The organism is Catelliglobosispora koreensis DSM 44566, from assembly GCF_000379685.1.
Taxonomy (GTDB): domain Bacteria; phylum Actinomycetota; class Actinomycetes; order Mycobacteriales; family Micromonosporaceae; genus Catelliglobosispora; species Catelliglobosispora koreensis.
In genome coordinates this window covers 374092-399315 of the sequence record NZ_KB903272.1, presented here as the reverse complement: position 1 = coordinate 399315, position 25224 = coordinate 374092, and the positions used below count along the sequence as shown (strand labels likewise).

Here is a 25224-nt window from a genome sequence, read left to right as displayed (position 1 = left end):
ACCGCTCCCCCTTTGATGAATTACCGGCGCAGGCCGAGGCGCTCGATGAGCGCGCGGTAGCGCTGGATGTCAACCTTCTGAAGGTAAGCCAGCAGCCGCTTGCGGCGTCCGACCAGCAGCAGCAGCCCGCGGCGGCTGTGGTGGTCGTGCTTGTGCGTCTTCAGGTGCTCGGTCAGATCCTTGATCCGCTGAGTGAGCATCGCCACCTGGACCTCGGGCGAACCCGTGTCACCTTCAACGGTGGCGAAGTCCTTCATGATCTGGTTCTTGACCTCTGCTTCGAGCGCCATAGTGCTCCCTTGTTCGGGTTTTGGAGTCCTCGCCGCCCGCGGCGTCGTGCAGAAAGACGAGGCATAACGTCGTCAAGGCTATCAGCTAGGCAGGGTCGCCTACGCCGAGTACCGCTCTCGTTTGCGCAACGTCATCAGTGATTGCGTTGACCAGGGCGTCAATGCCATCGAATTTGAGCGTGGGGCGCAAATGCGCGGCGAACTCCAGCGCAAGCCGCTCACCGTAGAGATCTTCATCGAAGTCCAGCACATAAGCCTCGACGCGACGTTCTGTCCCGGAGAATGTCGGGTTTGTGCCAATACTGACCGCCGCGGGCAGTTTTTGCGAGCCGCGGATCAGCCACGCCGCGTACACCCCGTCGCCGGGGATCGCGGTGTAGCGCGCCGTCATCAGGTTTGCCGTGGGGAAGCCCAGCTGACGGCCCCGCTGGTCGCCCCGGACGACAACACCCTCGATGCGATGCGGGCGGCCCAGCACCTGCTTGGCGGTTTCCACGTCGCCCGCGTCAACGCACGAGCGCACATAGGTCGACGAGAAGATCACACCATCGCTCGTCACCAGCGGCGCCGGCTCCACCTGGAACCCAAAGGTGCGCCCGAGCTTTTCCAGCAACGTCACATCGCCAGCGGCCCGGTGCCCGAAGCGGAAATTCTCCCCCACGACGACCAGGGCGGTGTGCAGGTGTTCGACGAGCAAATCGTGCACGAACTGATCGGCGCTCAGCCGCGAGAAGTCCAGCGTGAACGGCTGCACGCAAAGCACATCCACCCCAAGGTCTTCGACCAGCTCAGCCTTGCGCAACGGCGGCGTCAGCACGGCCGGGTGCGTCCCGGGACGCACCACTTCGGACGGATGCGGATCGAACGTCAGCACCACGCTCGGCAGATTCAGCTCCTTGGCCCGCTCCACGGCGTGCCCAATCGTCTGCTGATGCCCCCGGTGCACGCCATCGAAAACGCCAATGGTCACCACCGACCGGCCCCAGCCACTCGGGGCGGCCTCAATCCCACGCCAACGCTGCAATTTCCTAGCCCTCCACCGCGAAAACGACCTCGGACCGGGCTTTACCGTCGCGATCGGACATGATCGCCAACGCGGTCCCGTCCGGCCCTGTGACACCGTACGGCCCCATGATCCCCGCCGGGCTCAGCGGCCCGCCGTGCGAGACCGTCTTGGCTTCCGCCTCGTCGACCTTTCGTGTGGGAAGAGCCTGTGCCAAAGCTTCAGCCAAGGTCAGGAGAATGGGGTTTTCCAGGTCCGCGAGTTGGTCCAGGGTGCGGGATTCCCGCAAAGTGAAATTCCCAACGTGGGTACGCCGAAGCGCCGTCAAGTGCCCGCCGACGCCCAGGGCTGCCCCCAGATCACGGGCGATCGCACGGATGTAGGTGCCGCTTGAGCAGGCAACTTCTACGTCCACGTCGATTTGGTCGCCACCGCGCGTGATGTTGCGCACGTCGATTCGCTCGATGCGAACCCGGCGAGCGGGCAGTTCGAAGCTCTCCCCTTGGCGCACACGGTGATAGGAGCGCACGCCCTTGACTTTGATCGCGCTTACGGCATTCGGAACTTGGTCCACGTCGCCCGTCATCGCCTTGAGCTGGGCGTGGATCTGCTCATCAGTCACGTGAGCGGCCGGTGTCGTCGCCGTGATCTCACCTTCGGCGTCATCGGTGATCGTCGACTGGCCCAGCCGGATGGTGCCTTCGTAGACCTTGTCCGCCCCTACGAGGTAGGTCAGCAGACGGGTCGCGCGGCCCACACCCAGCACGAGAACGCCCGTGGCCATGGGGTCAAGGGTTCCCGCGTGGCCGACCTTGCGGGTGCCCGCTATGCGGCGCACCCTGGCGACGACGTCGTGGGAAGTCATCCCGGGGGCCTTGTCGACGACGATCAGGCCTTCCGGTTTTGCTGTTGTCACACAGGAAGCGTAGTTACTGCCTCGTGTCCATGGACATCTGGACGGCGCGGCGGGCTTGCTCGCGCTCTTCCTCGGCGGTCGCTGGCTTCTGATGGGTCTGAGCGGTCTTCTTCGTGGGCATGACAGGTCCCCAAATTCACTAAACGCTTGCTAGGACTGGCCGCAATCGATCGCCGGGGTCGCCGGGAACTGATGTATTGGCTGCTGCGAGCGCCAGGGCAGGTAACCCTCTCATGGCGTTGCTTGCACCAAACTATCGTTCAGTTCCACATCTTGTTCACTTGTTCTCAAGATGTAGGACATGTTTTGATACGCGCTAGCGCGCCAAGAAGTGCCACCCGAGCCAGAACCAGAACCCGAGCACGGCCAGCCTGCCCACGGGCAAGCCAGCCGCCTCGTAACGCATGACGACCCCGGTCACCTCGCCCAGCCTGGGCACGCGCGAGTTCGGACGGCGGGCGGCGATCTCGACCGCGAGCATGGCCAGCGCCGCGAGCACGAAACCGCTGATAGCCAGAAGCCTGGTCACACTCATCGCCGCACCAGCCCCCAGAAGACGGTCAGCCAGCCGAAGTACCCGAGGCTGCGCATGAGGTAGTCATCGAGCAGCGGGTCGGCCAGCAAGGACAGGGTCGGGTAGTCGTGAGTCGAACCCAGGGCGTAGGTGATGGCCTCCACCACGATCAGCAAGCCGACCGGCAGCAGCCACCAGACCACCCCGGGTGGCAGCTCACTAGCGCCCTGACGGCGGGGCAGGCGGCTGCTGAGCCCAGCGATCAGCAGTGTCGCCCCCAAGACGAGGACGTAAAGGTTGGCCGACAGCGAGAAGGCCGGAAAGAAGCCTCCGAGCAGGGAAAGCGGCAGGAAGAGCAAAACGGCGGGAAAGCTCGGGCTCGGCCGGTCAACAGCAGTCAGCTCAGGCGGTCGCGGGACCTGCCTATCGTGCTCCATGTCCTAATTGTGCCTGGCTTGCCCCGGTACGTGAGCAAATATTCACGCTAAATGAGCACGTACCGCTTCGATAACCTCGCCCGCGCTGCCACGTCCCGTGAATCCGGCCGCTAGCCGGTGCCCACCGCCCCCGAGGGCCACCGCCACGGCACTCACATCGACGCCGCCCTTGCTGCGCAGCGACACGGCCCACTCGTTGACGGCGACCTGCTTCAGCAGGCAGGCCACATCAGCCTCGGCCGTGCACCGCACCGAGTCGATAAGCGCTTCAAGCACATAGCCCGGCTGATTGTGTTTGGCCAGATCGTCCAAAGTGGCCACCGCGGTCACCATGCCGCCGCCCTTGGCCGCGGCGGGGTCGAGCGTTGCCCGGCCCAGCACCTCGCCAAAGAGCTTCACCGCACCGAACGGGCGGGTGTCGAAGATGCGCCGCGATATCTCGCCGACCCGGATTCCTGATCCCACCAGGCGGGCAGCGAGCTCGTGCACCTCGGGCGTCGTGAGATCGAACTTGAACGATCCCGTATCCGTGACCAGGGCGATGTAAAGGCATTCGGCGATGGCCGGGTCGAACGCGACCCCCAACCGCTCCAGCAACCGGGCCGCGACCACGGCCGTCGCCGCCGCGTCGGGGTCCACTAGCGACAGTTTGCCAAAGCCACTGTTGGAGGCGTGATGGTCGAGCACGATGCTCATCGCGGCCGTGTCGAGCCGCCGAGCCAACGCACCCAGACGCGAAATGCTGGCCGCGTCAAACGTCACCAGCAAATCGGGAGCCTCGTAAGCCTTCTCCTCTGGAATCAGGAGATCCATGGCAGGCATGTGCAAAGGCTCCGGAACGTTGAGCGGGCCCGGGAAACTGCACTGCAGCCCGGTCACCCCGAGCTGCTGCAAGCCCTGGGCGAAGCCCAGCATGCTGCCGAGCGCGTCGCCATCGGGATTCACGTGACAGGCCAGGAGCACCTGCGCTCCCGGCCGGATCACTGCCTTGATAGCGGCAACCGCTTCAGCCCAGTCTCGCTCGGCGATGCCGCCGCTCACCGCTGAACCGTCGCGGGTGAATCCTCGGATTCCTCATCGTCTTCGCTGATGCGGTAAGGCTGCGCGTCGCCCGCGTATTTGGCGGTCGCCGCCAGCTCCTGCACAGCCGCGTCGCGCTGCTTGGCCTCAGCCAGCAGATCGTCGATCTCCTTGACGTGCTCTTGCACGTCATCGAGCACGAAGGCCAGCGACGGTGAGTGACGCAGCCCGAGAGCCTTGCCGACCACGCTGCGCAGGAGACCTTTGGCGCTCTCCAGAGCCGCTGCCGTGCCCGCCTGGGCCGCCGAGTCACCAAGGACGGTGTAGTAAACCGTCGCCTCGCGCAGATCGCCGGTGAGCCGCGTGTCGGTAATGGTGATCATGCCGAGCCGGGGATCTTTGATCTGGCTCCGCACCGCTGAAGCCACCAGCTCCTTTACCCGCTCTGAGTGCCGTCGCACCTTGGCTGGATCAGTCATCACGCCACCTCCACCGAAATTACGTCACCGACATTACCCGCATGACGGCCGCGTCAGTCGTCGTCGCCCAGCCAGCGCCTGCGCACGGAGAGCAACTCCACTTCGGGCCGCCCTGCCACGAGCCGCTCACAAGAGTCAAGAACGTCGTTGACATGCCGCGCCTCCGCTGCGACAACGGCTACCCCAATCTCGGTCCGCCCATGCAACTCCAGTGCGCCGACTTCAGCGGCAGACACCTCGAATTTGCGCAGAGCGGCGATGATCGGACGGATATATGACCGTTTCGCCTTCAGAGAGCGTGAATCGGCGGGCAACAGAAGATCAAATAAAGCTGTTCCCGTATGCACGATGGTTCAGCTTGCCAGACCTAGGGCTTGCGGGCCACCAAGATATCCCGGGTGATTCCCTGGTCGACCCAATGCTCGAACCCCTCGGCCGGCACGATCTCCAGGCCCGCCTTGGCTAGCAAGCGTTCCGCCTCGGCGCGTGGGGCCAAGTGAACGTTCCAGGACAACCCGATCGCGCCGCCGGGCTTGAGCAATTCGGCCCACCCCGGCACCGCTTCAGCCAAAAACTCCGTGGGGGTACTCGTCTTGTGCACGACGTTGTAGGGAAGGTCACCCACGATGAGGTCGGCTGAGCGCGCCTTCATCAGTGCCCGCGCCCGGCGGGTGTCGGCGTCAAACAACGTGACCGTCTGCGTTCCGGTGATCGTGGCATCGAAGCGCCGCCCGATCCGCTTGCCCTCACGGCGAACCGGGGTCAGGTCGGCCGTGTGCTTGAGCCGCTTACGCCGCAGATAGGTCTTTAGGAACGCCTCGTAGGCGTCGACGCTCTTGCCATCGACCTCGATGCCGATCGCGTTCCAGCCATACATGAGCGCTTGATTGAGCGTCGTGCCCCGTCCCGCGACCGGATCCAGCACCGTGAACTGACGCCCCGCGAAAGGCCACGCACTGGCTAACGCCGTCACGTTCAGCAGCAGCTTGGTGAAGTGCTCGTTGGTCTTCCCGGCGTATTTCGGGATCGTGATGAGGTCATCGTCGAACGTGTCCAATGTGGACACCTCGGCCGGCTTGAGCAGATCCCCTTGCCGCTCAAAGAAAGCGTAGGCGCTCGATAGATTGCCGAGATCGCCCAGACCCTCGGCCTCAAAGTCCAGATAGGACAGTCTGGCACGGCTTACCGGCTCGGCGGCGACGCCGAAGGCACGTAGCTCAGAAACGGCTAGCGCCGCCGACGACTGGGTGTAGACCCGGTTCGCCGACGGCGCTAGCAGTAATGCGTACTTCATTTATGCGCGCGGCTTCTCACGCATCTCATAGGTTTCGATGATGTCGCCAACCTGAAGGTTGTTGAAACCACCCAGAGTCAGACCACACTCGAAGCCCTCACGGACCTCCGTGGCATCGTCCTTGAACCGCTTGAGCGAGCTGACCGTCGCGCTTTCGGCCACCACGGCACCGTCGCGGACGACGCGAGCCTTGGCGTTGCGGCGCAACAGACCGGTCCGCACGATACAACCGGCGATGTTGCCCACCTTGGACGAGCGGAAGACCTCGCGGACCTCTGCCGTGCCAAGCGCGTGCTCCTCGTATTCCGGCTTGAGCATGCCCTTGAGCGCTGCCTCGATTTCCTCGATGGCCTGGTAGATAACCGTGTAGTACCGGATCTCCACGCCAGCGCGGTCGGCGAGTTCGCGAGCCTGCTGCATCGGGCGCACGTTGAAACCGATGATGATCGCGGTCGCATCGGACGAGGCGGACGCCAGGTTGACGTCGTTCTCGGTGATGGCACCGACGCCACGGTGGATGATCCGCAGTTGGATCTCCTCCGGGATCGGCAGCTTGACCAAAGCATCCTCGAGCGCTTCCACGGAACCGGAGACGTCGCCCTTGATGATGAGGTCGAGCGAGGTGCGCTCGCCTTCCTTGATCTTCTCGAGCAGGTTCTCCAGGGTGGCCCGGCCACGCAGGTTCGCCTGCTCCGCCGCGCGCTTACGCGCTTGACGCTGCTCGGCGATCTGGCGGACCGTGCGGTCATCGTCAGCGGCCAGGAACGTGTCGCCAGCACCCGGAACCGCTGTCAGACCCAGCACCGCCACCGGGCAGGCAGGGCCTGCTTCGGAAAGCGGACGGCCGGTGTCATCGAGCATGGCCCGGACGCGACCGTAGGCGTTACCCGCCACGATCGAGTCACCGACGCGCAGCGTGCCCCGTCCAACGAGGACAGTGGCGACTGGGCCACGGCCCTTGTCGAGGTGGGCCTCGATCGCGATACCTTGCGCGTGCCCATCGATCGGTGCCCGCAGGTCGAGCGAGGCGTCCGCCGTAAGCAGGACCGCTTCGAGCAGACCGTCGATGTTGATCCGGCTCTTGGCGGAGATGTCGACGAACATGGTGTCGCCACCGTATTCCTCGGCCACCAGACCGTATTCGGTGAGCTGCTGGCGCACCTTGCCCGGGTTGGCTTCCGGCTTGTCCACCTTGTTCACCGCGACCACGATCGGAACCTCAGCGGCCTTGGCGTGGTTGAGCGCCTCGACCGTCTGTGGCATAACGCCGTCGTCGGCCGCGACCACCAGGATCACGATGTCCGTCGCCTGCGCACCACGGGCACGCATAGCGGTGAACGCTTCGTGACCAGGGGTGTCGATGAAGGTGATCGCCCGGTCCTCGCCCTGGTGACCAACGTGCACCTGGTAGGCACCGATGTGCTGGGTGATGCCACCCGCTTCCCCTTCGACCACGTTGGCCGAACGGATCGCGTCGAGCAGCTTGGTCTTACCGTGGTCGACGTGACCCATGACGGTCACCACCGGCGGACGGGTAACCAGGCGCTCATCGTCCACATCTTCATCGAGATCGATGTTGAAGCGGGCGAGAAGCTCGCGGTCTTCGTCCTCGGGGCTAACGATGGACACGTTGAAACCGAGGTGCTCACCGAGCAGGAGCAGGGTGTCATCGGTGCACGACTGGGTCGCGGTCACCATCTCACCCAGGTTGAACATCTCCTGCACGAGCGAACCGGGGTTGGCGTTAATCCGCTCGGCGAAGTCCGAAAGCGATGCTCCACGCGGCAGCCGGACATCCTGTCCCTGGCCACGAGGCGCACCTGAGCTCATCGTCGGGGCCGACAGGTTGTCGAACTCTTGACGCCGCTGCTTCTTGGACTTGCGGCCGCGGGCCTTACCTCCAGCCTTACCGAAGGCGCCCGCCGCGCCACCACCGCGGCCACGGCCACCGCCACCGGGACGGCCTCCGCCGCCACCGGGCCGGAACCCGCCACCTGGTGCACCGCCACCTGGACCACCGGTGCCACCACCGGGACCGCCGCGGTAACCGCCGCCGCCACCGGGGCCACCCGTGCCGCCACCGGGACCACCACGGTAACCACCGCCGGTACCGGTACCGCCACCTGGACCGCCACGGTAACCGCCGCCGCCAGCGCCGCCGGGACCACCGGTCCGGGCACCGCCGGGACCGCCGCCACCGGGACCACCACGGAAGCCGCCACCGCCGCCGGGACCACCGGGACGTCCCGAACCGGGACCACCCGGACGTGACGGACGCTGGCTCGGCATGGAAGCCGGGTTAGGCCGGGGGCCACCCATTGAGGCTGGTGAAGGCCGGGGCCCACCCATGGATGCCGGGTTAGGCCTAGGCATGCCGTCGGGACGTGGCGGACGCGGTGCGCCGCCGCCCGGCGTAATGCCGAAGGGATTGTTGCCACCACTGCGCGGTGGGCGCGTGCCCGGTCCACCGGGACGCTCGCCACGCTGACCGTCACGCGGAACGGACGGACGGGCTTCGCGGCCACCCTCGGTGCGAGGTGCCGCCGGACGGGAACCGTCCCGGCGCTCGCCGGGTGCTCCTGGGCGGGCCGGACGAGCCGGAGGCGGGCTTGCCGCCTGCGAACCCGGCCGGGGTGGCATGAAGCTCGGCTTGGGCGCGCCTTCCGCGGTCGGACGGCCCTCGCGCTGTGCCTGCTGGGCGGCGCGGGAAGCTTCCTGCTCCGCCTTCAGCGCGGCGGCACGTGCCTCCGCTGCGGCGACTTCGATGTCATGCGCGCTCGCCACCTTGGCAGCGGGCGCGGGAGGCAGCAGAGACGGCGCCTTGGGCTTGGCCCCAGGCGCAGATGGTGCTGCCGATGGTTTCTTGGGCGGGGCCGGCCGTGCCGACACCCGTGGCTCAGAGGGAGCTGGCGCCGCGGGCGCTGCCGCCGGCGCGCTCGCCACCGGTGCTCCACCGGCCGCGAAGGCTTCCTTCAGGCGCCGGGCGACAGGTGCTTCGACCGTGCTCGACGCGGATTTAACGAACTCGCCCATTTCTTTCAATTTCGCGAGGACGTTCTTGCTTTCGACCCCGAGCTCTTTAGCTAGCTCGTGTACGCGGGCCTTGCCTGCCACTGCACTCCTCATCCCGAGGCCGCACGGGCAAGTCCCGCAGCGACCTCACTTGTGCACTTGAAGCCTGATCATTTCAGTGACTTCATCGTGTGCTCATGTTGGTCGGTCCTTTGCTCCTTCAGCAGGGCGGATGCCCCGCCTACGGTTTCAAGCGCCAGCTGTCAGGCTGGCGATCGCTTCGCTTAGCTCACCCGCGTCAATGACGCCGGTGATCCGCAACGCTCGCCCGAAGGCATGTCGCCGCAGTGCTAGTGCGAGGCAGCCCGCAACCGGATGCACATGTGCGCCCCGGCCGGGCAGCGCACGACGGAAATCGGGCCGGAGGCTGAATTGGGCAGAGCCCGAATCAGTGACTGACGCGATTGCCACCACGCGCAATAGTTCCGAAACGGCAGCACGTTGTCTGCAACCCACACACGTCCGAAGATGCGCATGATGAGGACGCGCGCGCCGTATCACTTCAAGAGTCTACCCCTTGAAGTTCCTAAAGCGCTTCGGGCTCCGGCGTGATGGTCTTGGCAGACGGCACGCTCTCGGCCGCATCGGACCTGATATCGATCCGCCAGCCTGTCAGTTTGGCCGCCAGCCTGGCGTTTTGCCCTTCCCGGCCGATGGCTAACGACAGCTGATAATCCGGCACGGTGACCCGTGCCGCACGAGCAGCCAAATCGACAATCTCCACTTTTAGGGCTTTCGCCGGAGAGAGCGCGTTGCCCACGAACTCCGCCGGATCTTCCGACCAGTCGATAATGTCGATCTTCTCACCGTGCAGCTCGCTCATGACAGCTCGCACACGCTGGCCCATGGGGCCGATGCACGCACCCTTGGCGTTGACCCCGGCGACCGCGGAGCGCACGGCGATCTTCGTCCGGTGCCCAGCCTCCCGGGCGATAGACGCGATCTCGACCGTGCCGTCGGCGATCTCCGGAACCTCCAAAGCGAACAGTTTCTTCACCAGCGCCGGATGCGAACGCGACACCGTCACCTGGGGCCCGCGCGGGCTCTTGACCACGTGCACGACCACGCAGCGGATGCGCTGGCCGTGCGGGTAGGTCTCGCCCGGCACCTGCTCCGACTGCGGCAGCACCGCTTCGACCTTGCCCAGGTCGATGCTCACGATCCCTTTCTCAGAACGGGTTTCGTGTGCCTGGATCACGCCGGTGACGAGATCGCCGTCGCGGTTTACGTACTCTCCAAAGTGGACTTCGTCCGTCGCCTCGCGCAGCCGCTGCAAGATGACCTGCTTGGCGGTCATCGCCGCGATCCGCCCGAAGTCGTGCGGAGTGTCGTCGAACTCGCGCTCCAGATGGCCGTCTTCGCCGAACTCCTGCGCATAGACAATCGCAGATCCAGTGTGCCGGTCGATTTCCACGCGGGCGTGCGGATGCGAGCCTTCGGTATGCCGGTAGGCGGTGAGCAGCGCTGATTCGATCGCCTGCAGGATCGTCTCCTCGGAGATCTCTTTGTCCCGTGCCAGCGCCCGCAGCGCTGCGAGATCGATGTTCACCGCTCCTCCTCGTCTTCGAACTCCTGGAGGTCTTCATCAGAGACCTCATCCAGCCGGCTGAACTCAATCTGCACCCGGCCCGCTCCCAGATCGGCGTATCCGACCTTGTGGGCGACGCCTTCGACATCAAGGGTGACCTCGTCGTCGCTGGCGCTGGTGATGCGTCCAGTCAGCTGCCGGTCCCCCGCTTTGACCTTGACCGTGCGGCCCGTGTTGCGGCGCCAGTGCTTGGGCAGCGTCAGCGGCCGGTCAACCCCCGGGGAGGAAACCTCAAGCTGATACTCACCAGCGATGAGCTGGCGTCCCGATTCCTCGGCCGCGTCGAGCGCCTGGGAGACGGCGCGAGAAACGTCGGCGATCACGTCCAGGCCCAGCCCGCCGTCACCGTCAATGATCACACGGACCAAATGCCGGCGGCCGACCGCCTTGACGGAAAGCGCTTCGAGCTCATACCCAGCAGCCACGATGGCTGCCTCGGCCACGTCACGCACTGCGGCGATCTGCGCTGTCGTCGCTGCGGGTAACGGTGGCGGTGCCGTCCGCTGCGGCCGGCCGGTAGAGGCGGGCCGGCCAGGCTGACGTCCGGTAGATCGGCCACGTTGTGCCATGACGGGCTCCCCTCTGGCTCGCTGGTGTGAAGTTCGACGACCAGAGCGTAACTCGCGTGGACAGCTGGAAGCCTCACTGCCCGTACTCGCCACTCCCAACGTGTCCGCCCAGGGGTTAACCGATGCCGCTAGGCTTTGCCGGTGTTTCAGGGGCATACCGGGTCGCGGCGCGACATGTTACGCAGGGTGATCAGCATTGCCGCGGTCACTCCGGTTCTCGCAGCGTGTGACCTTCTCAACCGCGAGCCACTCCCACCGCCGCCGCCCGATCCGCTGACTCCGCTGCACGCTGCCACCGTCGCTTTGGCCGCTCGCTACGACGCCGCTATCGCGGCTAGCCCGCAGCTCGCGGCCACGCTGACACCGCTGCGCGACACGCACCTGACACACGCGAAGGCATTGGCCGCCGTGATGCGCCCAGCTCCCCCGTCGGGCTCCCCTGAGCCCGCCCCAAGTGCACAAACAGGAACCGTGCGCCAGGCAGAGCAGGCGGGGCACCAGGAAGCGGTGGAGGCTTGCCTGACCGCTCCGCCATACCGCGCTGTCCTGCTGGCTGAAATTGCCGCCGCCCGGGCGTGTCATCTGGAGGTGCTGCCGCGTGACTAGTGATGAGAAGGGGCTGCGGTCTGCCCTGGCGGCCGAGCACGCGGCCATTTACGCATACGGACGGCTCGGCGTGCTCCTCGATCCGGAAGGCAAAGGCGAGGCACAGGCCGCCGAAGCGGTTCACAAGGCCAGACGCGACGCCCTGGTCGTGCGGCTCGACGAGCTGAAGGCCTCACCAGAGCCAGCCCAGGCTGGCTATGTGCTGCCGTTCCCCGTGTCCGAACGCGACAGTGCGCTGAAACTGGCCGTGCACGTCGAAGATGGTGTCTCGGCGACTTGGCGGGACGCGATCGCGGCCAGCGAGGGCGAGGACCGTAAGGCGGCCCTGAACGCGTATATGGAAGCTGCCGTGCGCGCGACCCGCTGGCGGCGGATGGCTGGCCTAACTCCTCTGACCAGCGCTTACCCGGGCAAGAAGGGTTAGCCGCTTTACAGATACATACTCGGTATGCATACTCAGTACCCATGTCCATTAGGCATGGTTTGCTGGCGTTGCTCGAGCGCGGTTCGCGCTACGGCTACCAATTGCGCGCCGAATTCGAAGAGTCCACGGGTGGCACCTGGCCGCTAAACGTCGGGCAGGTCTATACCACGCTGGGTCGCCTCGAACGAGACGGGCTCGTGCGGGGGATGCCGGAAAGCGACGGGGGTCAGCGGCCCTACGAGATCACCGACGCCGGGCGCGCCGAGCTGGCGCTGTGGTTCGCCACGCCGCTGTCGCAGGCGGACCGGCCGCGAGACGAGCTGGCGATCAAGCTCGCGCTCGCCATCACGACACCCGGCGTCGACGTGCGCGCGGTGGTGCAGACGCAGCGAAGCGCCACGATGCGCTCACTTCAGGAGTTCACCAAGCTCAAGCAGGCTGGCGGCGAATTGCCGTGGCTGCTCGTCCTCGAAGCCATGATCTTTCAGTGCGAGGCCGAGAGCAGGTGGCTCGATCACTGCGAGTCCGCTCTTGTCCGGCACCGGCCCACGGTCACCCCAGTGACCCAACACATCGACGAACGGGTGACCGCTGATGAGCGTGCTTGAGTTGCGCGGCGTTAGCCGCACTCACGGTTCCGGAGCCAATGTGGTGCAGGCCTTGCACAACGTCTCCCTCAGGGTCTCGCCCGGTGAGCTGATCGCCGTTATGGGGCCCAGCGGTTCCGGCAAGTCCACTTTGCTCAATCTCGCTGGCGGGCTTGACGCGGCCGACGCGGGTTCGGTTCACGTCGACGGCCACGACCTGTCGCGGATGTCCCGCAAGGAGCTAGCGCGCATCAGGCGCACGAGCGTGGGATACGTGTTCCAGAACCTCAACCTGATCCCCAGCCTCACGGCAGCTGAGAACATCACGCTGCCTCTGGAACTTGACGGTGTTTCGCTGCGCAAGGCACGGCCGCTGGCTCTCAACGCTCTGTCCGAAGTGGACCTCGACGGCTTCGCTGACCGGTTCCCTGACGAGATGTCGGGCGGTCAGCAGCAGCGCGTCGCCATCGCCCGTGCGCTGATCGCCCAGCGGCGGCTGGTGCTGGCCGACGAGCCAACCGGTGCCCTCGACTCGGCCACCGGTGAGGCGGTGCTGCGCCTGTTGCGCACCAAGGTCGACGAGGGAGCGGCAGGCGTGCTCGTCACCCACGAAGCACGGCACGCCGCCTGGGCGGACCGCGTCATCTTCCTGCGCGATGGGTCCATTGTGGACTCTTCAGGCCCATTGCCCTCCGCCGATTCCCTCCTGACGGCCCGCGCATGAGCGAGGGCTCGCCCGAGCGAACCGGAATCGCAGGGTGCCTAGTGCCTCATGGCAAAGGCGACCGAAGGGAGACTTTGACATGAGCGCTTGGTGGGCCGCGCTGCGAATCGCGCGGCGGGAAGCGTTACGTGCCAAGACAAGAGCGGCACTCGTCATCGCGATGATCGCCCTGCCGGTCGCCGCGCTGACCGGAATCGCCTCGGCCTACGACATGTTCGACCTCCGTACCCCGGAAAAGCTAGATCGCAGCATAGGTGCCGCCGACGCGAGCCTTCAGGTCGTCGGCAAGGACCCGATCGAGCAGGAGCCCTCGGGCGACGGATATTGGCCCGCAAACGACACCGGACAGGTCCAACCTTCGCTCATTGGCAATGGCGGAACGCCTCCCGTCGACGTGGCCGCGCTGCTGCCCTCTGGCACCCGGCTACTAGGCGAACTGGACCTCGATGTCACGGTCCGCACCCCGCGCGGGCTAGCCGGCATCACGGGCCGCGCCACCGACGTGGGCGATCCACTCCAAAGTGGACGCGTCACCATTCTGCGCGGCACGGCGCCGCGCGACGCCACCGAGATCGCACTGACCGAGTCCGCCGCCGAGTGGCTCGAAGTCGGCCTCGGCGGCACGGTCACGGCGACGAAACCCGCACAGACCTTTAAGGTCTCCGCGATCATCGAGTACCCGGCGGACCTCTCCCCGGCCATGGTCGTGCATACCTCGCTGGCCAACGGCGCGTTCCAGCGGTGGCTGGCCGATACCCCGCAGCCGGTGACGTGGGAACAGGTGCGGCAGCTCAACGCCAAGGGACTGCTGGTGGTTAGCCGGGAGGTGGCACTCAACCCGCCGGCCATCTACAACCAGGGTGGCGGCCCCCGGGTCGATGGCGGCGAGCTGGCTTTGGGCGGGCTTGTCGCGGCGCTGGCCATCTTCGAGATCGTGCTCTTGACCGGGCCTGCCTTCGCGGTGGGTGCCCGCCGCCGAAACCGTGAACTGGCTTTGATCGCGGCGGCCGGTGGTGAACCGAAGCACATTCGTCGCGTCGTCCTTGCCGACGGCATTGTGCTGGGGCTGGTTGGGGCGGTCGCTGGGATCGTCCTCGGGATTCTCGTCATCACGTTGGCGTTGCCCATTCTTGAGGATGTGAGCCGGTCCCGCGTAGGCGGATGGCGTGTCTTTCCCTCGGCTCTGATCTTCATCACGGTGGCGGCGGTGGGGACGGGCCTTCTTGCGGCGACCGTGCCCGCTTTCATCGCGGCAAGGCAAAACCTCGTGTCCGCCCTCAATGGACGGCGCGGCATCGTTAAGTCACGCAAGCGCTGGATCGTCACCGGCGCGGTTCTCGGCGGATCCGGTGCCACGCTTGCTCTCGTGGGTGCCACGATTGTTGATGAGATCATGGTCGTGATCGGGCTGGGCATCATGGAGATCGGCCAGGTGCTGCTGACGCCAGCGCTGATCGGCCTCGCGGCGAAAGCGGGCCGATGGCTGCCCCTCGCGCCAAGACTGGCCTTGCGTGACATGGCCCGCAACCGCACCTCCGCCGGGCCGGCGGTCGCCGCGGTCATGGCCGCCGTCGCGGGTGCCGTGGCCACGGGAACGGTTTTGTGGAGCACGGAGCAGCAGTGGCTGTCCACCTACAACCCCACGCTGCCACCAGGATCGGTGAGCATCACCTCTTACGTCACCACGCCTGACGAGCAAATCCTGGGGCAGGCCAAGCAGATCGCCACACAGGTCTATCCGGGCGCGACGATCCGCTCGGTGAGCCAGGCGACGTGCGAATCGAACAGCCAGCCGTGCATGGTGAGTCTTGAGCTGCCACCGGAACTGCGCTGCCCCTACCTGTCCGAGTATGAAATGACGGCTGAACTGCGGAGGCAGGCACGAGCCGACACCCGTTGTGCCACAAAATTTATGTTCTCTCGCAACGAGGCTGTCGGCACCATCGTGGACGACGGGTCCACATTGGACGTCACCACTAGCCTGAGCGAAGCCGACCGGGCCAAAGCGACGGCTTTCCTTGCCGCAAGTGGCGTCATCATCGATGACGCACGCTATGTCAAAGACGGCAAGGTACTTCTGTCCATTGGAGACAGTGTGCGTGAAGTGCCCGCGATGGCCCTGGACACCGGCTTAGGCGGCGCTAGCGCGATCGTGTCCCGCGGGGCACTGGCCGGCAGCGACGTCACCATCCAGCCCGACCGCCTGGTCATCAAACCGCTGACTCCCGCCACGGCCGACCAAGAGGCACAGCTTCGGGAACGCCTCAGTGTGCTCGGCGAAGGGATCTCCCCCTATACCGAGCGTGGGCCGCGACGCGACATCGATGTCGTCGCGCTCCTGCTCGCGATCGGGGCGGTCGTCATCGCTGTCGGCGCGGCGGGCATCGCCACCGGGCTCGCGGCCGCCGACGCCCGCGCTGACCTGGCCACACTGGCCGCGGTCGGGGCGGCTCCGGCGGTGCGGCGCCGCTTGACGGTCAGCTCGGCTGGGCTTATCGCGGGAATGGGCGCCTTACTCGGCACTCTCACGGGATTGATCATTGCTTTGACTTTGATCGTGACTATCAACGCGTTCGACGCCGAGAAGATCATCTGGCCGGTAGCGCCGCCCATTCCCTTCACCGTCCCGGCGAGCAACATGCTGATCGTGCTTGTGGTGCCGGTCATCGCCATGGCCGGGACGGCACTATTCACGCGGGCCCGCTTGCCCATCGAGCGAAGAATCTGAGGCCCGCCGCGGACCGTGCTTTCGGCAAGGTGGGCGGCAAATGAGAGCGGAGCTCAGGTTAGCTTCCCTCGCGTAATGGCATGGGGCATGATATGCGCCATGCCATTACGCAGACTGGTGAAGCGCCTGGGCCACAAGGCCTGGTTTGCCAAGATGAATAAGGCGATCGTGCCGCTGGACAAAGGCCTAGCGAAGATCACCGGCGGCCGGGTGGTCGCGCTCGGCCTCGTGCCTTCCTTGCGCATCGTCACTATCGGCAAGAAGTCTGGCGTAGAACGGCTGCAGCCATTGGCCTACGTGCCCGACGGCGACAACATCATCCTCATCGGATCCAACTGGGGCGGGCCGAAGCACCCCGGCTGGTCCTACAACCTGATCGCCAACCCGCAGGCGAAGGTGTGCATCAAAGGCAAGTGGCGCAACGTTACGGCCAAACTGGCCAAGGGCGACGAGCGGGCAGCGTTGTGGGCCAAGGCATTGGAGATCTGGCCAGCCTACGCCACCTATGAGAAGCGGGCCTCAAACCGGCAGATCCGGGTCTTCTACCTCACGTAGCCGACACGCCGATCAGCGTGCCGGCGCCATAAGTCGCCGCGGCGGCGAGTGCCCCGAGCGAAAGCTGGCGCAGACTGCTGAAGAGCCAGTGCCGCCTCGTGAAACGGGCCGTTAGGGCGCCTGCGATGAACAAGCCCAGACCGCCGATGCCCAGCGCCAGCCACAGCGAATCGCTGCCGAGCAGATAGCTCAGCAACGGGATCAGCTCACCCACCGAGAAGCACAGGAAGCTGGAAGTCGCTGCCAGCCATAGGCTCGGGGAGCTGTCGGGATCCATGCCGAGCTCTTCGCGCACATGCACTTTCAGCGCTTCGTCAGGATTTTCCTTGAGGATGTCGGCGACGCTGTGCGCCAAGTCGGCGGGCAAACCGCGCTCGATCCAGCGGTGCGCGAGTTCGTCGGCTTCCGCTGCCGGATTCTTATGCAGCTCGCGGCGCTCTTTAGCCACCTCGGCGGCCAGCTGCTCGTTTTGCGCGCGGACCCTGGTGTATTCGCCGAGAGCCATCGAGATCCCCCCGGCCACGAGACCGGCGGTGCCCGTGAGCACGATGGTCCCGGGCGCCACACCACCACCGACGCCGGCGATCAGCGAGATATTGGTGACGAGTCCATCCATCGCGCCGAACACGGCTGGCCGCAGCCAGCCGCCCGAAATATCGGCATGTTCGTGCTCAACCCGCTCAACCTCGCTCCATCCGGTCGCCGCGACGAGTTCAACCTGCGACTTCGACTCGCTCGGGGCAAGCCCACGCTCATGGCAAGGTCAGGATCTCATAACCTGACTCGGTCACGACAACAGTGTGCTCAAACTGAGCGGTCCATTTGCGGTCCTTGGTGGTAACGGTCCACTTGTCGGGCCAGACGTCATAGCTGATGCCGCCGAGCGTGATCATCGGCTCGATCGTGAAGGTCATGCCCGGGACCATCACGGTTGTCGCGTCAGGGCTGTCGTAGTGCGGCACGAACAGTCCACTGTGGAACGCCTCACCGATGCCGTGCCCACCAAAGTCACGCACCACGCCGTAACCAAAGCGCTTGGCATAGGACTCGATGACCCGCCCGACGACACCGATCGGCCTGCCCGGCGCGACCGCCTTGATGCCACGCATGGTGGCCTCGTGGGTGCGCTCGACGAGCAGCCGTGCCTCCTCGCTGACGGTGCCCACACAGAACGTGGCGTCCGTGTCGCCGTGCACCCCGTTCAGGAAGGCCGTGACATCGATGTTGATGATGTCGCCGTCTTCGAGCACGGTCGAGTCGGGGATGCCGTGACAGATAACCTCATTGAGGCTGGTGCAGCAGGACTTGGGGAACGGCGGCACATTGCGGCCCGGATAGCCCAGAGTCGACGGGTAAGCCCCGTTATCGACCAGGAACTCATGCACCACAGCGTCGATCTCGTCGGTCGTCACACCCGGCTTGCAATGCTCCCCAGCCAGCTGAACCGCCTGCGCCGCCAGCCGCCCGGCAACCCGCATCTTTTCCAGGGTTTCCTCGGTCTGGGTGTGTGGGCCGGTCCAGGCCGCGGCACGCTTGCGGCCGACATATTCCGGCCTCGGAATGCTCGCGGGCACCTCCCGCCAAGGAGAGATTTTTCCGGGTACTAGGTGAGCACGTTCCGCTGACATGGCTAAGACTTTAGTCCGCAGCTAGGACAGGCACACCGTCGATGCTGGTGGCGTTGCGCGTGTGGAGGTAGTGCAGGCGCTGTTCCTCGTCCTTGTTGTCCCAGAATTGGTTAAGCAGATCGCGGTCGCCGGTGTAATCCATGAGCGGCACGCCATAGCCGCACGAGTCAGACACCCGCTCGACATCGACAACGATGACACTGCGCGCGCCCCAGTGCTTGGGCTCGGGGAAGTTTCGCATCAGCTCCGGGAACTGAGGGTCGTCCCACAGGACTTCGCGCCCCCGCCCGTGCAAACGGTAGATCTTCGGCGGACCGTCAAAGGCACAGAACATGAGCACGATGCGGCCGTTGTCACGCAAGTGGGCGATCGTTTCAATGCCTGACCCGCCATATTCCAGGTAGGCGACCTTTAGCGGGTCAAGCACGGCGAAACAGCCTGATAGCCCTTTAGGCGAAACGTTGACGTGACCGTCCGATCCAGACGGTGCGGTCGCGACAAAGAAGATCTTCTGGGCTAGCAGAAAAGCGTGGATCCGGTCATCAATTGCTTCGTAAACCTTGCCCATCAGGCGAGCTTACGGCTCACACGGTGACGTAAGAAGTCTTCGACTTCAGTTGTGCCGCGGCTGACACCAGCGCCACGAACAGTGCCGGTGACTCCATGTCCTCCGGATGCCATTGCACACCAATGGCGAACGGGTGATCCGGGTGCTCCAGCGCCTCGATGAGCTCGTCATCGGGGCACCAGCCCACGGGAGTCAGCTTGCCCGGGTCGGCGACGCCTTGGTGGTGATAGGAGTTGACGATCGCGTCGGCGCCAAACAGCTCACGGCACTTGGATCCGGTCGCGAAGCGCACCTTGTGTTCGTTGTAGGTCTTGAGCACTCCCGGCATGCTGTGCCCTTCGTGGCCGACGGCCTCGGGCAGGTGCTGGTGCAGCCGGCCGCCCGAAGCGACCGCCATGACCTGCATGCCCCGGCACACGCCCAGGATCGGAACACCGTTGTGCAGAGCGGCTTTCACGAGCGGGAGCTCTCCCGCGTCGCGGACCGGGCTCGTGTGCACGGTGGGGTGCGGGCGCTCGCCATAGCGAGACGGCTCCACGTCGGCGCCACCGGCGATGATGATGCCATCGAGACCCTCAAGTACTTCTACCCCACCGTCTGGCATCGGCGGGATGAGCACCGGCCGGCCACCGGCCATCCGGACCTGCTCCACGTAGGCCCACGGCAGCACCGCGGCCAGCGTGTCATAAACGATGAATTGAGTCTGGTTGACGTAGGTGGTGATCCCGATTAGTGGTCTGTTCACATCGCTCACAACGGCGTCACATAAGCCCCGGTAATGCCCCCGTCCACAACGAACTGGGAGGCGGTAATGAATGAAGCATCGTCACTGGCCAGGAACGCTACCGCCGCGGCTATCTCAGCGGGCTCAGCAAATCGGCCCATTGGCACGTGGACGAGACGGCGAGCCGCACGGTCCGGATCCTTGGCGAAAAGCTCCATCAGCAGTGGGGTCGCCACCGGTCCGGGGCATAGCGCGTTCACCCGGACTCCCGACCGGGCAAACTGAACGCCCAGCTCACGGGACATCGATAGGACGGCACCCTTGCTCGCGGTGTAAGCGATCTGGCTCGTGGCCGCGCCCAGTAGGGCAACAAAGCTAGCCGTGTTAATAATGGAGCCTTTACCAGCGGCAAGCATGTGCGGCAAGACGTATTTGCAGCAAAAGTAGACGCTCGTCGCGTTGACTTTCATCACACGTTCCCACGCTTCGAGACCGGTGTCCAAGATGGAGTCGTCATCGGGCGGGGAAATGCCAGCGTTGTTGAACGCGATATCAACGCGGCCGTGCCTTTGCACGACGCCATCGAATAGCGCTTTTACCTCGTCTTCGACGGATACGTCGCACTTGACGAAATCGCCGCCGTCCGGGGGTGGATTGAGGTCGGCGTGCACCACATGCGCGCCTTCCTCAGTGAATCTCTTAGCCGTGGCCGCTCCGATCCCACTGGACGCACCAGTGATGACCGCGACCCGCCCTTCCAAGCGCCGCAACACCTACTCCTCTGTGCTTATGAAGATGTTCTTGGTTTCGGTGAACGCTAGTGGGGCGTCGGGGCCGAGTTCGCGACCCAGTCCAGATTGTTTTACCCCACCAAACGGCGTCCAATAACGCACTGACGAGTGCGAGTTGACACTGATCACGCCAGCCTCGACCGCGCGTGAGACCCGCAGCGCCCGGCCAACATCGCGCGTCCACACCGATCCGGACAGCCCAAATTCGGTGTCGTTGGCTAGCCGGACCGCCTCTTCCTCGGTGTCAAACGGGAGCACGCTGAGCACCGGGCCGAAGATCTCCTCGTTCCAGTCGCGCTCGCCCGCTGCGAGGACGGTCGCCGGAAACCAGAAGCCTTTACCGGTCTTGACCGGGGCCTGGATCAATGGGTTGTCCACATAGGACTTCACGCGTTCTCGCTGCTCCGCGGAGATGAGGGGAATGCACTCATAGCTTTCCACGTGTGGCTTGAGGAGCGACAGAAACTCGTCGTATACCCGTCGCTCCACTAGCAATCGCGACCGCGCGCAGCAGTCCTGACCCGCGTTGTCGAAGACCGCGTCAGGCAGGGCTTTGGCGGCCTTAGCCAGATCGGCGTCGCCAAACAAGATCGTGGCTGACTTTCCGCCCAGTTCGAGGGTCACGCGAGTGAGGTCGTCGGCACAGGCCGCCATGATCTGCTTGCCCACTTCGACCGAGCCGGTGAAACAGATCTTGCGCACGTCAGGGTGCTTGACGAGAGCGGCACCAACCTCAGACCCGTGCCCGGGAAGGATCTGCAGCACGCCCTCGGGCAGCACTTCATTGGCGATCTCACCGAGCTTCAGTGCCGTCAGCGGGGTCAGCTCGGCCGGTTTGACGATGACCGTGTTGCCGGCCGCGAGCGCCGGGGCGAAGCCCCACGCCGCGATCGGCATCGGGAAGTTCCAGGGGACGATGACGCCCACGACACCGAGCGGCTCGTGAAACGTCACGTCCCAGCCGTTGGCGACCGGAATCTGCCTGCCACACAAGCGTTCTGGCGCACCGGAGTAATAGTTCAGCAGATCGCGTACGTTGCCTGCCTCCCAGCGCGCGTTGCCTTCTGAGTGCCCAGCGTTGGCCATCTCGAGCTGTGCCAGCTCGTCAAGGTGCTCCTCCACTTTGGAGGCGAACAAACGCAGGAGCCGGGCCCGCTCCCCTGGCGCGACGTCGCGCCATGACACAAATGCCTTGCGCGCCAAAGCAACGGTTGCCTCCACATCGCCGGGCGCGACGACCGCGATTTCCTCTTCCGTCGCCGGATTGATGATCCTCACAGTCGCTCAAACCCCCGGACCAGTTCCCAGTCAGTGACAGCCGCTTCATAGGCGGCCAGCTCGACACCGGCCGCGTGCGCGTAATGCTTCACGACATCGGCACCAAACGCCTCGGCCGCGATTTGCGAACTCAGCCACCGGTTTTGCGCCTCGCGCAGTGTCGCGGGCACCCGTTGCGCCGTGGCGTCGTCATAGGCGTTGCCGGTGAAGGCGGGCTCTAGCTCCAGCTCATTGTCGATGCCGTGCAGCGCCCCGGCGATCAGGCCCGCGATGGCAAGGTAGGGATTGACGTCACCGCCCGGAAGCCGGTGCTCGGCCCGCAGTGATTGGTCATGCCCCACTAGCCGCACCGCGCACGTGCGATTGTCGCGGCCCCAGCGCAATGCCGTCGGTGCGAATGAACCAGGCTGGAATCGCTTGTAGGAGTTGATGTTTGGGGCGTAAAGCACACTGAACTCGGCCGTCGTGGCGAGCAGTCCGGCCACGAAATGCTCACCGAGCTTGGACAGCGCGGCACCGCGGGCGAGCACCGGCTCCCCCGCCGCCGAGCGCACCGAGAAGTGCACGTGACACGAGTTGCCCTCACGCTGGTTGGGCTTGGCCATGAACGTCAGCGACAACCCCAGCTGTGCGGCGATTTCCTTGGCACCGTGCTTGTAAAGGGCGTGCTGATCGGCGGTCCGCAACGCTTCGGCGTATTTGAACGCGATCTCGTGCTGGCCCAGGTTGCACTCGCCCTTAGCGCTTTCGGGCTCCAGGCCCGCGCCCGCCATGCCCAGCCTGATGGCACGCAGCAATGGCTCTACGCGGCTCGTGCCCAACAGGGAGTAATCGACGTTGTATCCGTTCGCGGGCGTGAGGCCCCTGTACCCCTTAATCTGGGCTTCTTCAAAGGTTTCCTGGAACACGATGAATTCGAGTTCGGTGCCCACATAGGGGATGAGCCCGCGTTCGGTCAGGCGCGCGATCTGCTTGCGCAGGATCTGCCGTGGCGAAACGCTTACGGGCGCACCGTCGTGACCGGACACATCGGCTAGCACAAGGGCGGTGCCGGGAAGCCAAGGTATCGGCCGAAGGGTCGCGAGGTCAGGCGTCAGGACGAAGTCGCCATAACCACGCTCCCATCCGGAAACGTCGTAGCCGGCGACCGGCGTCATCTCGACGTCGACGGCGAGGAGGTAGTTGCAGGCTTCGCTGCCGTGCCGCAGCACCTCATCGACGAAATACCGGGCGTGTAACCGCTTGCCCTGCAGCCGTCCCTGCATGTCGGTCATCGCAAGGATGACGGTATCGATCTCGCCGGTATCGACGCGTGCCCGCAGTTGCTCGGCTGACCACATAGGTCACAGGTCTACCGGTCAGCCGGTCATTCGGCAACAGTCTCCGGCTTTGCCGCTGGCTTCGGCGCGGCGACCGTGGTGCCCAGCCGGTCCCAGACCATGCCCGCCTGATGGCCCAGCGCGCCGACGGCCGCGGGCAGCAATGGCAGCACCCAGTCGGCCAACCATCCACTGTGGACCATGTTCAGCACGATGATCGCGGCGAACGCGGCGGCGAGGCCTTGCACCATGCCGCGCCAGAACGCGCGCCCCGAATAGGCGACAGCGGCCCGCCGGGCCGCCTTGTCATTCATATCGGGAAAACCAGCCAGTGCCTTAGCGTCGCGCCGGCCGAAGTTGAAGCCGGCGACGGCGAGCGTGGCAGAGCAGCCAACGACGACCGCCGCGAGGCTGTTACGTGTGATGAGCATGAGCAAGGCGGCTGATCCGCCGCCAACTGCCAAGGCGACTACGGCGCGGATCCACTCCTCCTTCTCTCCGGGATACCAGTAGTACTTGCTGGTGGTGTCAGAGAGCTGTTTTACGATCCGCCCCATCGGGGTGTTCACCTCTAGTCGTCGCCTAACTACTGTCAGTAGCGATGCTAGAACAGAACGGTCGCGAACGTGCCGACTCTTCGGAAGCCGAGCCGGTCATAGACGTGACGCGCCGGCTCATTGAACGCGTTGACATACAAGCTCACCGAAGGCGCGAACCGGCGCAGCGCTTCCCGCACCACAGCAGCCATTCCAGCCGACCCGATGCCACGGCCGCGATATTCGGGATGCACCCACACGCCCTGGACTTGCGCCGTATGCTTCGTCACCACCGCGAGCTCGGCCTTGAACACGACTTGGCCGTCGAGAATGCGTGCGAACGCGCGCCCACTGCGCACGATCTCCGCGACGCGTACCCGATAAGAACGCCCGCCATCGTCAGACACCGGTGACACGCCTACTTCTTCGGTGTACATGGCGACCGCGGCTGGGAACAGCACGTCCACTTCGTCTGTCCTAACCGGACGGACGAGCGGATCGGCGGCCCGTGACGGCGACCTGTCCACCATGAGCAACGGCTGCTCCGCGCGGACCGTCCGCTCTGGACCCCACGACGGGCGCAGCTTTTCCCACAACGCGAGCACGGCCTCGGCCGAACCAACGACCGATGCGCCCGCGCGCGGCCAGCCAGACACCAGATCCGCGAACGCGGCGATCGCCTTGTCGTCAGCTCCGAGCGGTGTGACCTGACCACCGCACCACAGCAATGCCTCAGGCGCGCGGCCCGTGCCATAGCCGAAGAGTCTGCCGTCGGCCCGCCAGCCCAGGCCCCGTGCCCCGATGCGCTCAGCGACCTGCGCCGAGGCGATGGGATGAGCGTCCAGCAGACGCTTCACCACCGCCCGGTCAGGTTCAAGGAGTTGCCGCACCGGCACCGTGAGCATGCCTCAAGACTAGTAAGCACCGTCACACCATGCCTACCGAACCGTCTGGTTGACTCTCGATACAGTTCCGATATATCGTTAACGCATCGCGAACCGATCGCGATACTTACCCAAGGAGTAAAGATGTTTAGCCCACACAGACATGAACAGGGCCGCCGATTCCGGCGCGGATTCCCCGGATTCCCGCCGTTTGAAGGCGGCATGGGACACGGCCGGGGCCACGGGCACGGCAGAGGACGCGGACGCCGGGGCGACACCCGCGCCGCGGTGCTAGCTCTGCTGGCCGAGCGGCCGATGCACGGCTACGAAATGATTTCCGAGCTTGAACAGCGCACGGGCGGCTTCTGGCGCCCCAGCCCGGGCTCGATCTATCCGACGCTTCAGCTCCTCGAAGACGAGGGCCTGATCGTCAGTGAAGAAACGGGTGGCCGCAAGCGCTTCACCCTCACCGAGCCGGGCCGCACCCAGGCCGAGTCCGCGGGCCAGCCCTGGCAGCGGTTCGACCAGGGCCAGATCGACGAGTTGCAGCAGTTCCGCGAGGCCGCCATGGGCATCATGAACGCGATGCGCCAGGTCGGCACAGCGGGCAGCACTGACCAGCGCCGTCAGGCACTAGAAGTGCTGAACGAGACTAAACGCAAGCTCTACGCCATTCTCGCTGCCGAGTAA

At 65.2% G+C, this 25224-nt stretch carries 29 protein-coding genes; 7 read left to right on the top strand and 22 right to left on the bottom strand.

What is annotated here, in order from left to right:
- Positions 1-20 precede the first annotated feature (20 nt).
- From rpsO to rimP, 13 genes are all read right to left on the bottom strand, one after another.
- A complete protein-coding gene (rpsO, locus tag A3E1_RS0124605) occupies positions 21-290 on the bottom strand; it encodes a 30S ribosomal protein S15 (protein WP_020523451.1) in 270 nt (89 codons plus the stop codon).
- An 85-nt stretch (positions 291-375) separates the two neighbouring features.
- Positions 376-1314: a bifunctional riboflavin kinase/FAD synthetase gene (locus tag A3E1_RS0124600; protein WP_026208801.1), complete on the bottom strand. Its 939-nt coding sequence runs from the start codon at positions 1312-1314 to the stop codon at positions 376-378.
- Positions 1315-1318: 4 nt separating this feature from the next.
- Complete coding sequence (gene truB, locus A3E1_RS0124595; protein ID WP_051105150.1) at positions 1319-2158, bottom strand: tRNA pseudouridine(55) synthase TruB; 840 nt, start codon at positions 2156-2158, stop codon at positions 1319-1321.
- A gap of 367 nt (positions 2159-2525) precedes the next feature.
- Positions 2526-2744: a DUF6186 family protein gene (locus A3E1_RS0124585; protein ID WP_020523447.1), complete on the bottom strand. Its 219-nt coding sequence runs from the start codon at positions 2742-2744 to the stop codon at positions 2526-2528.
- Positions 2741-3160, bottom strand: coding sequence for a hypothetical protein (locus tag A3E1_RS0124580; RefSeq protein ID WP_020523446.1), 420 nt, complete (start codon positions 3158-3160; stop codon positions 2741-2743). Before A3E1_RS0124580 ends, A3E1_RS0124585 begins: the two co-directional genes overlap by 4 nt.
- A gap of 42 nt (positions 3161-3202) precedes the next feature.
- Complete coding sequence (locus A3E1_RS0124575; protein WP_020523445.1) at positions 3203-4201, bottom strand: DHH family phosphoesterase; 999 nt, start codon at positions 4199-4201, stop codon at positions 3203-3205.
- A complete protein-coding gene (gene rbfA, locus A3E1_RS0124570; RefSeq protein WP_020523444.1) occupies positions 4198-4659 on the bottom strand; it encodes a 30S ribosome-binding factor RbfA in 462 nt (153 codons plus the stop codon). Before rbfA ends, A3E1_RS0124575 begins: the two co-directional genes overlap by 4 nt.
- 53 nt (positions 4660-4712) lie before the next feature.
- Positions 4713-5006, bottom strand: coding sequence for a DUF503 domain-containing protein (locus tag A3E1_RS0124565; RefSeq protein WP_020523443.1), 294 nt, complete (start codon positions 5004-5006; stop codon positions 4713-4715).
- Between the two features lie 20 nt (positions 5007-5026).
- Positions 5027-5953: a TRM11 family SAM-dependent methyltransferase gene (locus tag A3E1_RS0124560; protein WP_020523442.1), complete on the bottom strand. Its 927-nt coding sequence runs from the start codon at positions 5951-5953 to the stop codon at positions 5027-5029.
- Positions 5954-9067 (bottom strand): translation initiation factor IF-2, encoded by a 3114-nt coding sequence (gene infB, locus A3E1_RS46330; RefSeq protein ID WP_083929621.1) that lies wholly within the window; start codon positions 9065-9067, stop codon positions 5954-5956.
- Between the two features lie 147 nt (positions 9068-9214).
- The gene (locus A3E1_RS46325) at positions 9215-9481 is read right to left on the bottom strand and encodes a YlxR family protein (protein WP_281167398.1); all 267 of its coding nucleotides are present in this window, start codon (positions 9479-9481) and stop codon (positions 9215-9217) included.
- Positions 9482-9551: 70 nt separating this feature from the next.
- On the bottom strand, positions 9552-10574 hold the full coding sequence (nusA, locus tag A3E1_RS0124545; protein ID WP_020523439.1) for a transcription termination factor NusA: 1023 nt from the start codon (positions 10572-10574) through the stop codon (positions 9552-9554).
- Positions 10571-11182 (bottom strand): ribosome maturation factor RimP, encoded by a 612-nt coding sequence (gene rimP / locus A3E1_RS0124540; protein WP_026208799.1) that lies wholly within the window; start codon positions 11180-11182, stop codon positions 10571-10573. The genes nusA and rimP overlap by 4 nt, the downstream gene beginning before the upstream one ends.
- Positions 11183-11368: 186 nt before the next feature.
- On the opposite strand from rimP, the gene A3E1_RS0124535 reads away from it, so the two are divergent.
- From A3E1_RS0124535 to A3E1_RS0124510, 6 genes are all read left to right on the top strand, one after another.
- Positions 11369-11788: a hypothetical protein gene (locus tag A3E1_RS0124535; RefSeq protein ID WP_020523437.1), complete on the top strand. Its 420-nt coding sequence runs from the start codon at positions 11369-11371 to the stop codon at positions 11786-11788.
- Positions 11781-12212 (top strand): ferritin-like domain-containing protein, encoded by a 432-nt coding sequence (locus A3E1_RS0124530; protein WP_020523436.1) that lies wholly within the window; start codon positions 11781-11783, stop codon positions 12210-12212. The genes A3E1_RS0124535 and A3E1_RS0124530 overlap by 8 nt, the downstream gene beginning before the upstream one ends.
- 41 nt (positions 12213-12253) lie before the next feature.
- Positions 12254-12820 (top strand): PadR family transcriptional regulator, encoded by a 567-nt coding sequence (locus tag A3E1_RS0124525; protein ID WP_026208797.1) that lies wholly within the window; start codon positions 12254-12256, stop codon positions 12818-12820.
- On the top strand, positions 12807-13523 hold the full coding sequence (locus tag A3E1_RS0124520; protein WP_020523434.1) for an ABC transporter ATP-binding protein: 717 nt from the start codon (positions 12807-12809) through the stop codon (positions 13521-13523). Before A3E1_RS0124525 ends, A3E1_RS0124520 begins: the two co-directional genes overlap by 14 nt.
- Before the next feature lie 79 nt (positions 13524-13602).
- Complete coding sequence (locus A3E1_RS41855) at positions 13603-16251, top strand: FtsX-like permease family protein (RefSeq protein ID WP_020523433.1); 2649 nt, start codon at positions 13603-13605, stop codon at positions 16249-16251.
- 99 nt (positions 16252-16350) lie between these two features.
- Entirely contained in the window at positions 16351-16806 is a 456-nt protein-coding gene (locus A3E1_RS0124510) for a nitroreductase family deazaflavin-dependent oxidoreductase (protein WP_083929619.1), read from the top strand.
- On the opposite strand, the gene A3E1_RS41850 is transcribed toward A3E1_RS0124510, so the two are convergent.
- From A3E1_RS41850 to A3E1_RS0124465, 9 genes are all read right to left on the bottom strand, one after another.
- On the bottom strand, positions 16799-17461 hold the full coding sequence (locus A3E1_RS41850) for a VIT1/CCC1 transporter family protein (protein WP_051105140.1): 663 nt from the start codon (positions 17459-17461) through the stop codon (positions 16799-16801). The genes A3E1_RS0124510 and A3E1_RS41850 overlap by 8 nt on opposite strands.
- A 97-nt stretch (positions 17462-17558) precedes the next feature.
- On the bottom strand, positions 17559-18434 hold the full coding sequence (map, locus tag A3E1_RS0124500) for a type I methionyl aminopeptidase (RefSeq protein ID WP_040391609.1): 876 nt from the start codon (positions 18432-18434) through the stop codon (positions 17559-17561).
- 10 nt (positions 18435-18444) lie between these two features.
- The gene (locus tag A3E1_RS0124495) at positions 18445-19002 is read right to left on the bottom strand and encodes a pyridoxamine 5'-phosphate oxidase family protein (RefSeq protein WP_020523429.1); all 558 of its coding nucleotides are present in this window, start codon (positions 19000-19002) and stop codon (positions 18445-18447) included.
- A gap of 16 nt (positions 19003-19018) precedes the next feature.
- Complete coding sequence (locus A3E1_RS0124490) at positions 19019-19747, bottom strand: gamma-glutamyl-gamma-aminobutyrate hydrolase family protein (RefSeq protein WP_040391728.1); 729 nt, start codon at positions 19745-19747, stop codon at positions 19019-19021.
- A gap of 5 nt (positions 19748-19752) precedes the next feature.
- Complete coding sequence (locus A3E1_RS0124485) at positions 19753-20496, bottom strand: 3-oxoacyl-ACP reductase (RefSeq protein WP_083929633.1); 744 nt, start codon at positions 20494-20496, stop codon at positions 19753-19755.
- A gap of 3 nt (positions 20497-20499) precedes the next feature.
- Complete coding sequence (locus A3E1_RS0124480) at positions 20500-21795, bottom strand: aldehyde dehydrogenase family protein (RefSeq protein WP_020523426.1); 1296 nt, start codon at positions 21793-21795, stop codon at positions 20500-20502.
- Positions 21792-23135, bottom strand: a complete 1344-nt coding sequence (locus tag A3E1_RS0124475) for a glutamine synthetase family protein (protein ID WP_020523425.1) — start codon at positions 23133-23135, stop codon at positions 21792-21794. The genes A3E1_RS0124480 and A3E1_RS0124475 overlap by 4 nt, the downstream gene beginning before the upstream one ends.
- Before the next feature lie 26 nt (positions 23136-23161).
- Entirely contained in the window at positions 23162-23671 is a 510-nt protein-coding gene (locus A3E1_RS0124470) for a hypothetical protein (protein ID WP_020523424.1), read from the bottom strand.
- 47 nt (positions 23672-23718) lie between these two features.
- Entirely contained in the window at positions 23719-24555 is an 837-nt protein-coding gene (locus A3E1_RS0124465; protein WP_020523423.1) for a GNAT family N-acetyltransferase, read from the bottom strand.
- 123 nt (positions 24556-24678) lie between these two features.
- On the opposite strand from A3E1_RS0124465, the gene A3E1_RS0124460 reads away from it, so the two are divergent.
- Complete coding sequence (locus A3E1_RS0124460) at positions 24679-25224, top strand: PadR family transcriptional regulator (RefSeq protein WP_063825151.1); 546 nt, start codon at positions 24679-24681, stop codon at positions 25222-25224.

Excerpts from the sequence above, each read along its gene's own strand:
- rpsO (WP_020523451.1), bottom strand. The coding sequence starts at position 290 with ATGGCGCTCGAAGCAGAGGTCAAGAACCAGATCATGAAGGACTTCGCC.
- truB (WP_051105150.1), bottom strand. The coding sequence starts at position 2,158 with ATGACTTCCCACGACGTCGTCGCCAGGGTGCGCCGCATAGCGGGCACC.
- A3E1_RS0124585 (WP_020523447.1), bottom strand. The coding sequence starts at position 2,744 with ATGAGTGTGACCAGGCTTCTGGCTATCAGCGGTTTCGTGCTCGCGGCG.
- A3E1_RS0124580 (WP_020523446.1), bottom strand. The coding sequence starts at position 3,160 with ATGGAGCACGATAGGCAGGTCCCGCGACCGCCTGAGCTGACTGCTGTT.
- rbfA (WP_020523444.1), bottom strand. The coding sequence starts at position 4,659 with ATGACTGATCCAGCCAAGGTGCGACGGCACTCAGAGCGGGTAAAGGAG.
- A3E1_RS0124560 (WP_020523442.1), bottom strand. The coding sequence starts at position 5,953 with ATGAAGTACGCATTACTGCTAGCGCCGTCGGCGAACCGGGTCTACACC.
- rimP (WP_026208799.1), bottom strand. The coding sequence starts at position 11,182 with ATGGCACAACGTGGCCGATCTACCGGACGTCAGCCTGGCCGGCCCGCC.
- A3E1_RS0124525 (WP_026208797.1), top strand. The coding sequence starts at position 12,254 with ATGTCCATTAGGCATGGTTTGCTGGCGTTGCTCGAGCGCGGTTCGCGC.
- A3E1_RS0124520 (WP_020523434.1), top strand. The coding sequence starts at position 12,807 with ATGAGCGTGCTTGAGTTGCGCGGCGTTAGCCGCACTCACGGTTCCGGA.
- A3E1_RS41855 (WP_020523433.1), top strand. The coding sequence starts at position 13,603 with ATGAGCGCTTGGTGGGCCGCGCTGCGAATCGCGCGGCGGGAAGCGTTA.
- A3E1_RS0124510 (WP_083929619.1), top strand. The coding sequence starts at position 16,351 with ATGCCATTACGCAGACTGGTGAAGCGCCTGGGCCACAAGGCCTGGTTT.
- map (WP_040391609.1), bottom strand. The coding sequence starts at position 18,434 with ATGTCAGCGGAACGTGCTCACCTAGTACCCGGAAAAATCTCTCCTTGG.
- A3E1_RS0124495 (WP_020523429.1), bottom strand. The coding sequence starts at position 19,002 with ATGGGCAAGGTTTACGAAGCAATTGATGACCGGATCCACGCTTTTCTG.
- A3E1_RS0124475 (WP_020523425.1), bottom strand. The coding sequence starts at position 23,135 with ATGTGGTCAGCCGAGCAACTGCGGGCACGCGTCGATACCGGCGAGATC.
- A3E1_RS0124470 (WP_020523424.1), bottom strand. The coding sequence starts at position 23,671 with ATGGGGCGGATCGTAAAACAGCTCTCTGACACCACCAGCAAGTACTAC.
- A3E1_RS0124465 (WP_020523423.1), bottom strand. The coding sequence starts at position 24,555 with ATGCTCACGGTGCCGGTGCGGCAACTCCTTGAACCTGACCGGGCGGTG.
- A3E1_RS0124460 (WP_063825151.1), top strand. The coding sequence starts at position 24,679 with ATGTTTAGCCCACACAGACATGAACAGGGCCGCCGATTCCGGCGCGGA.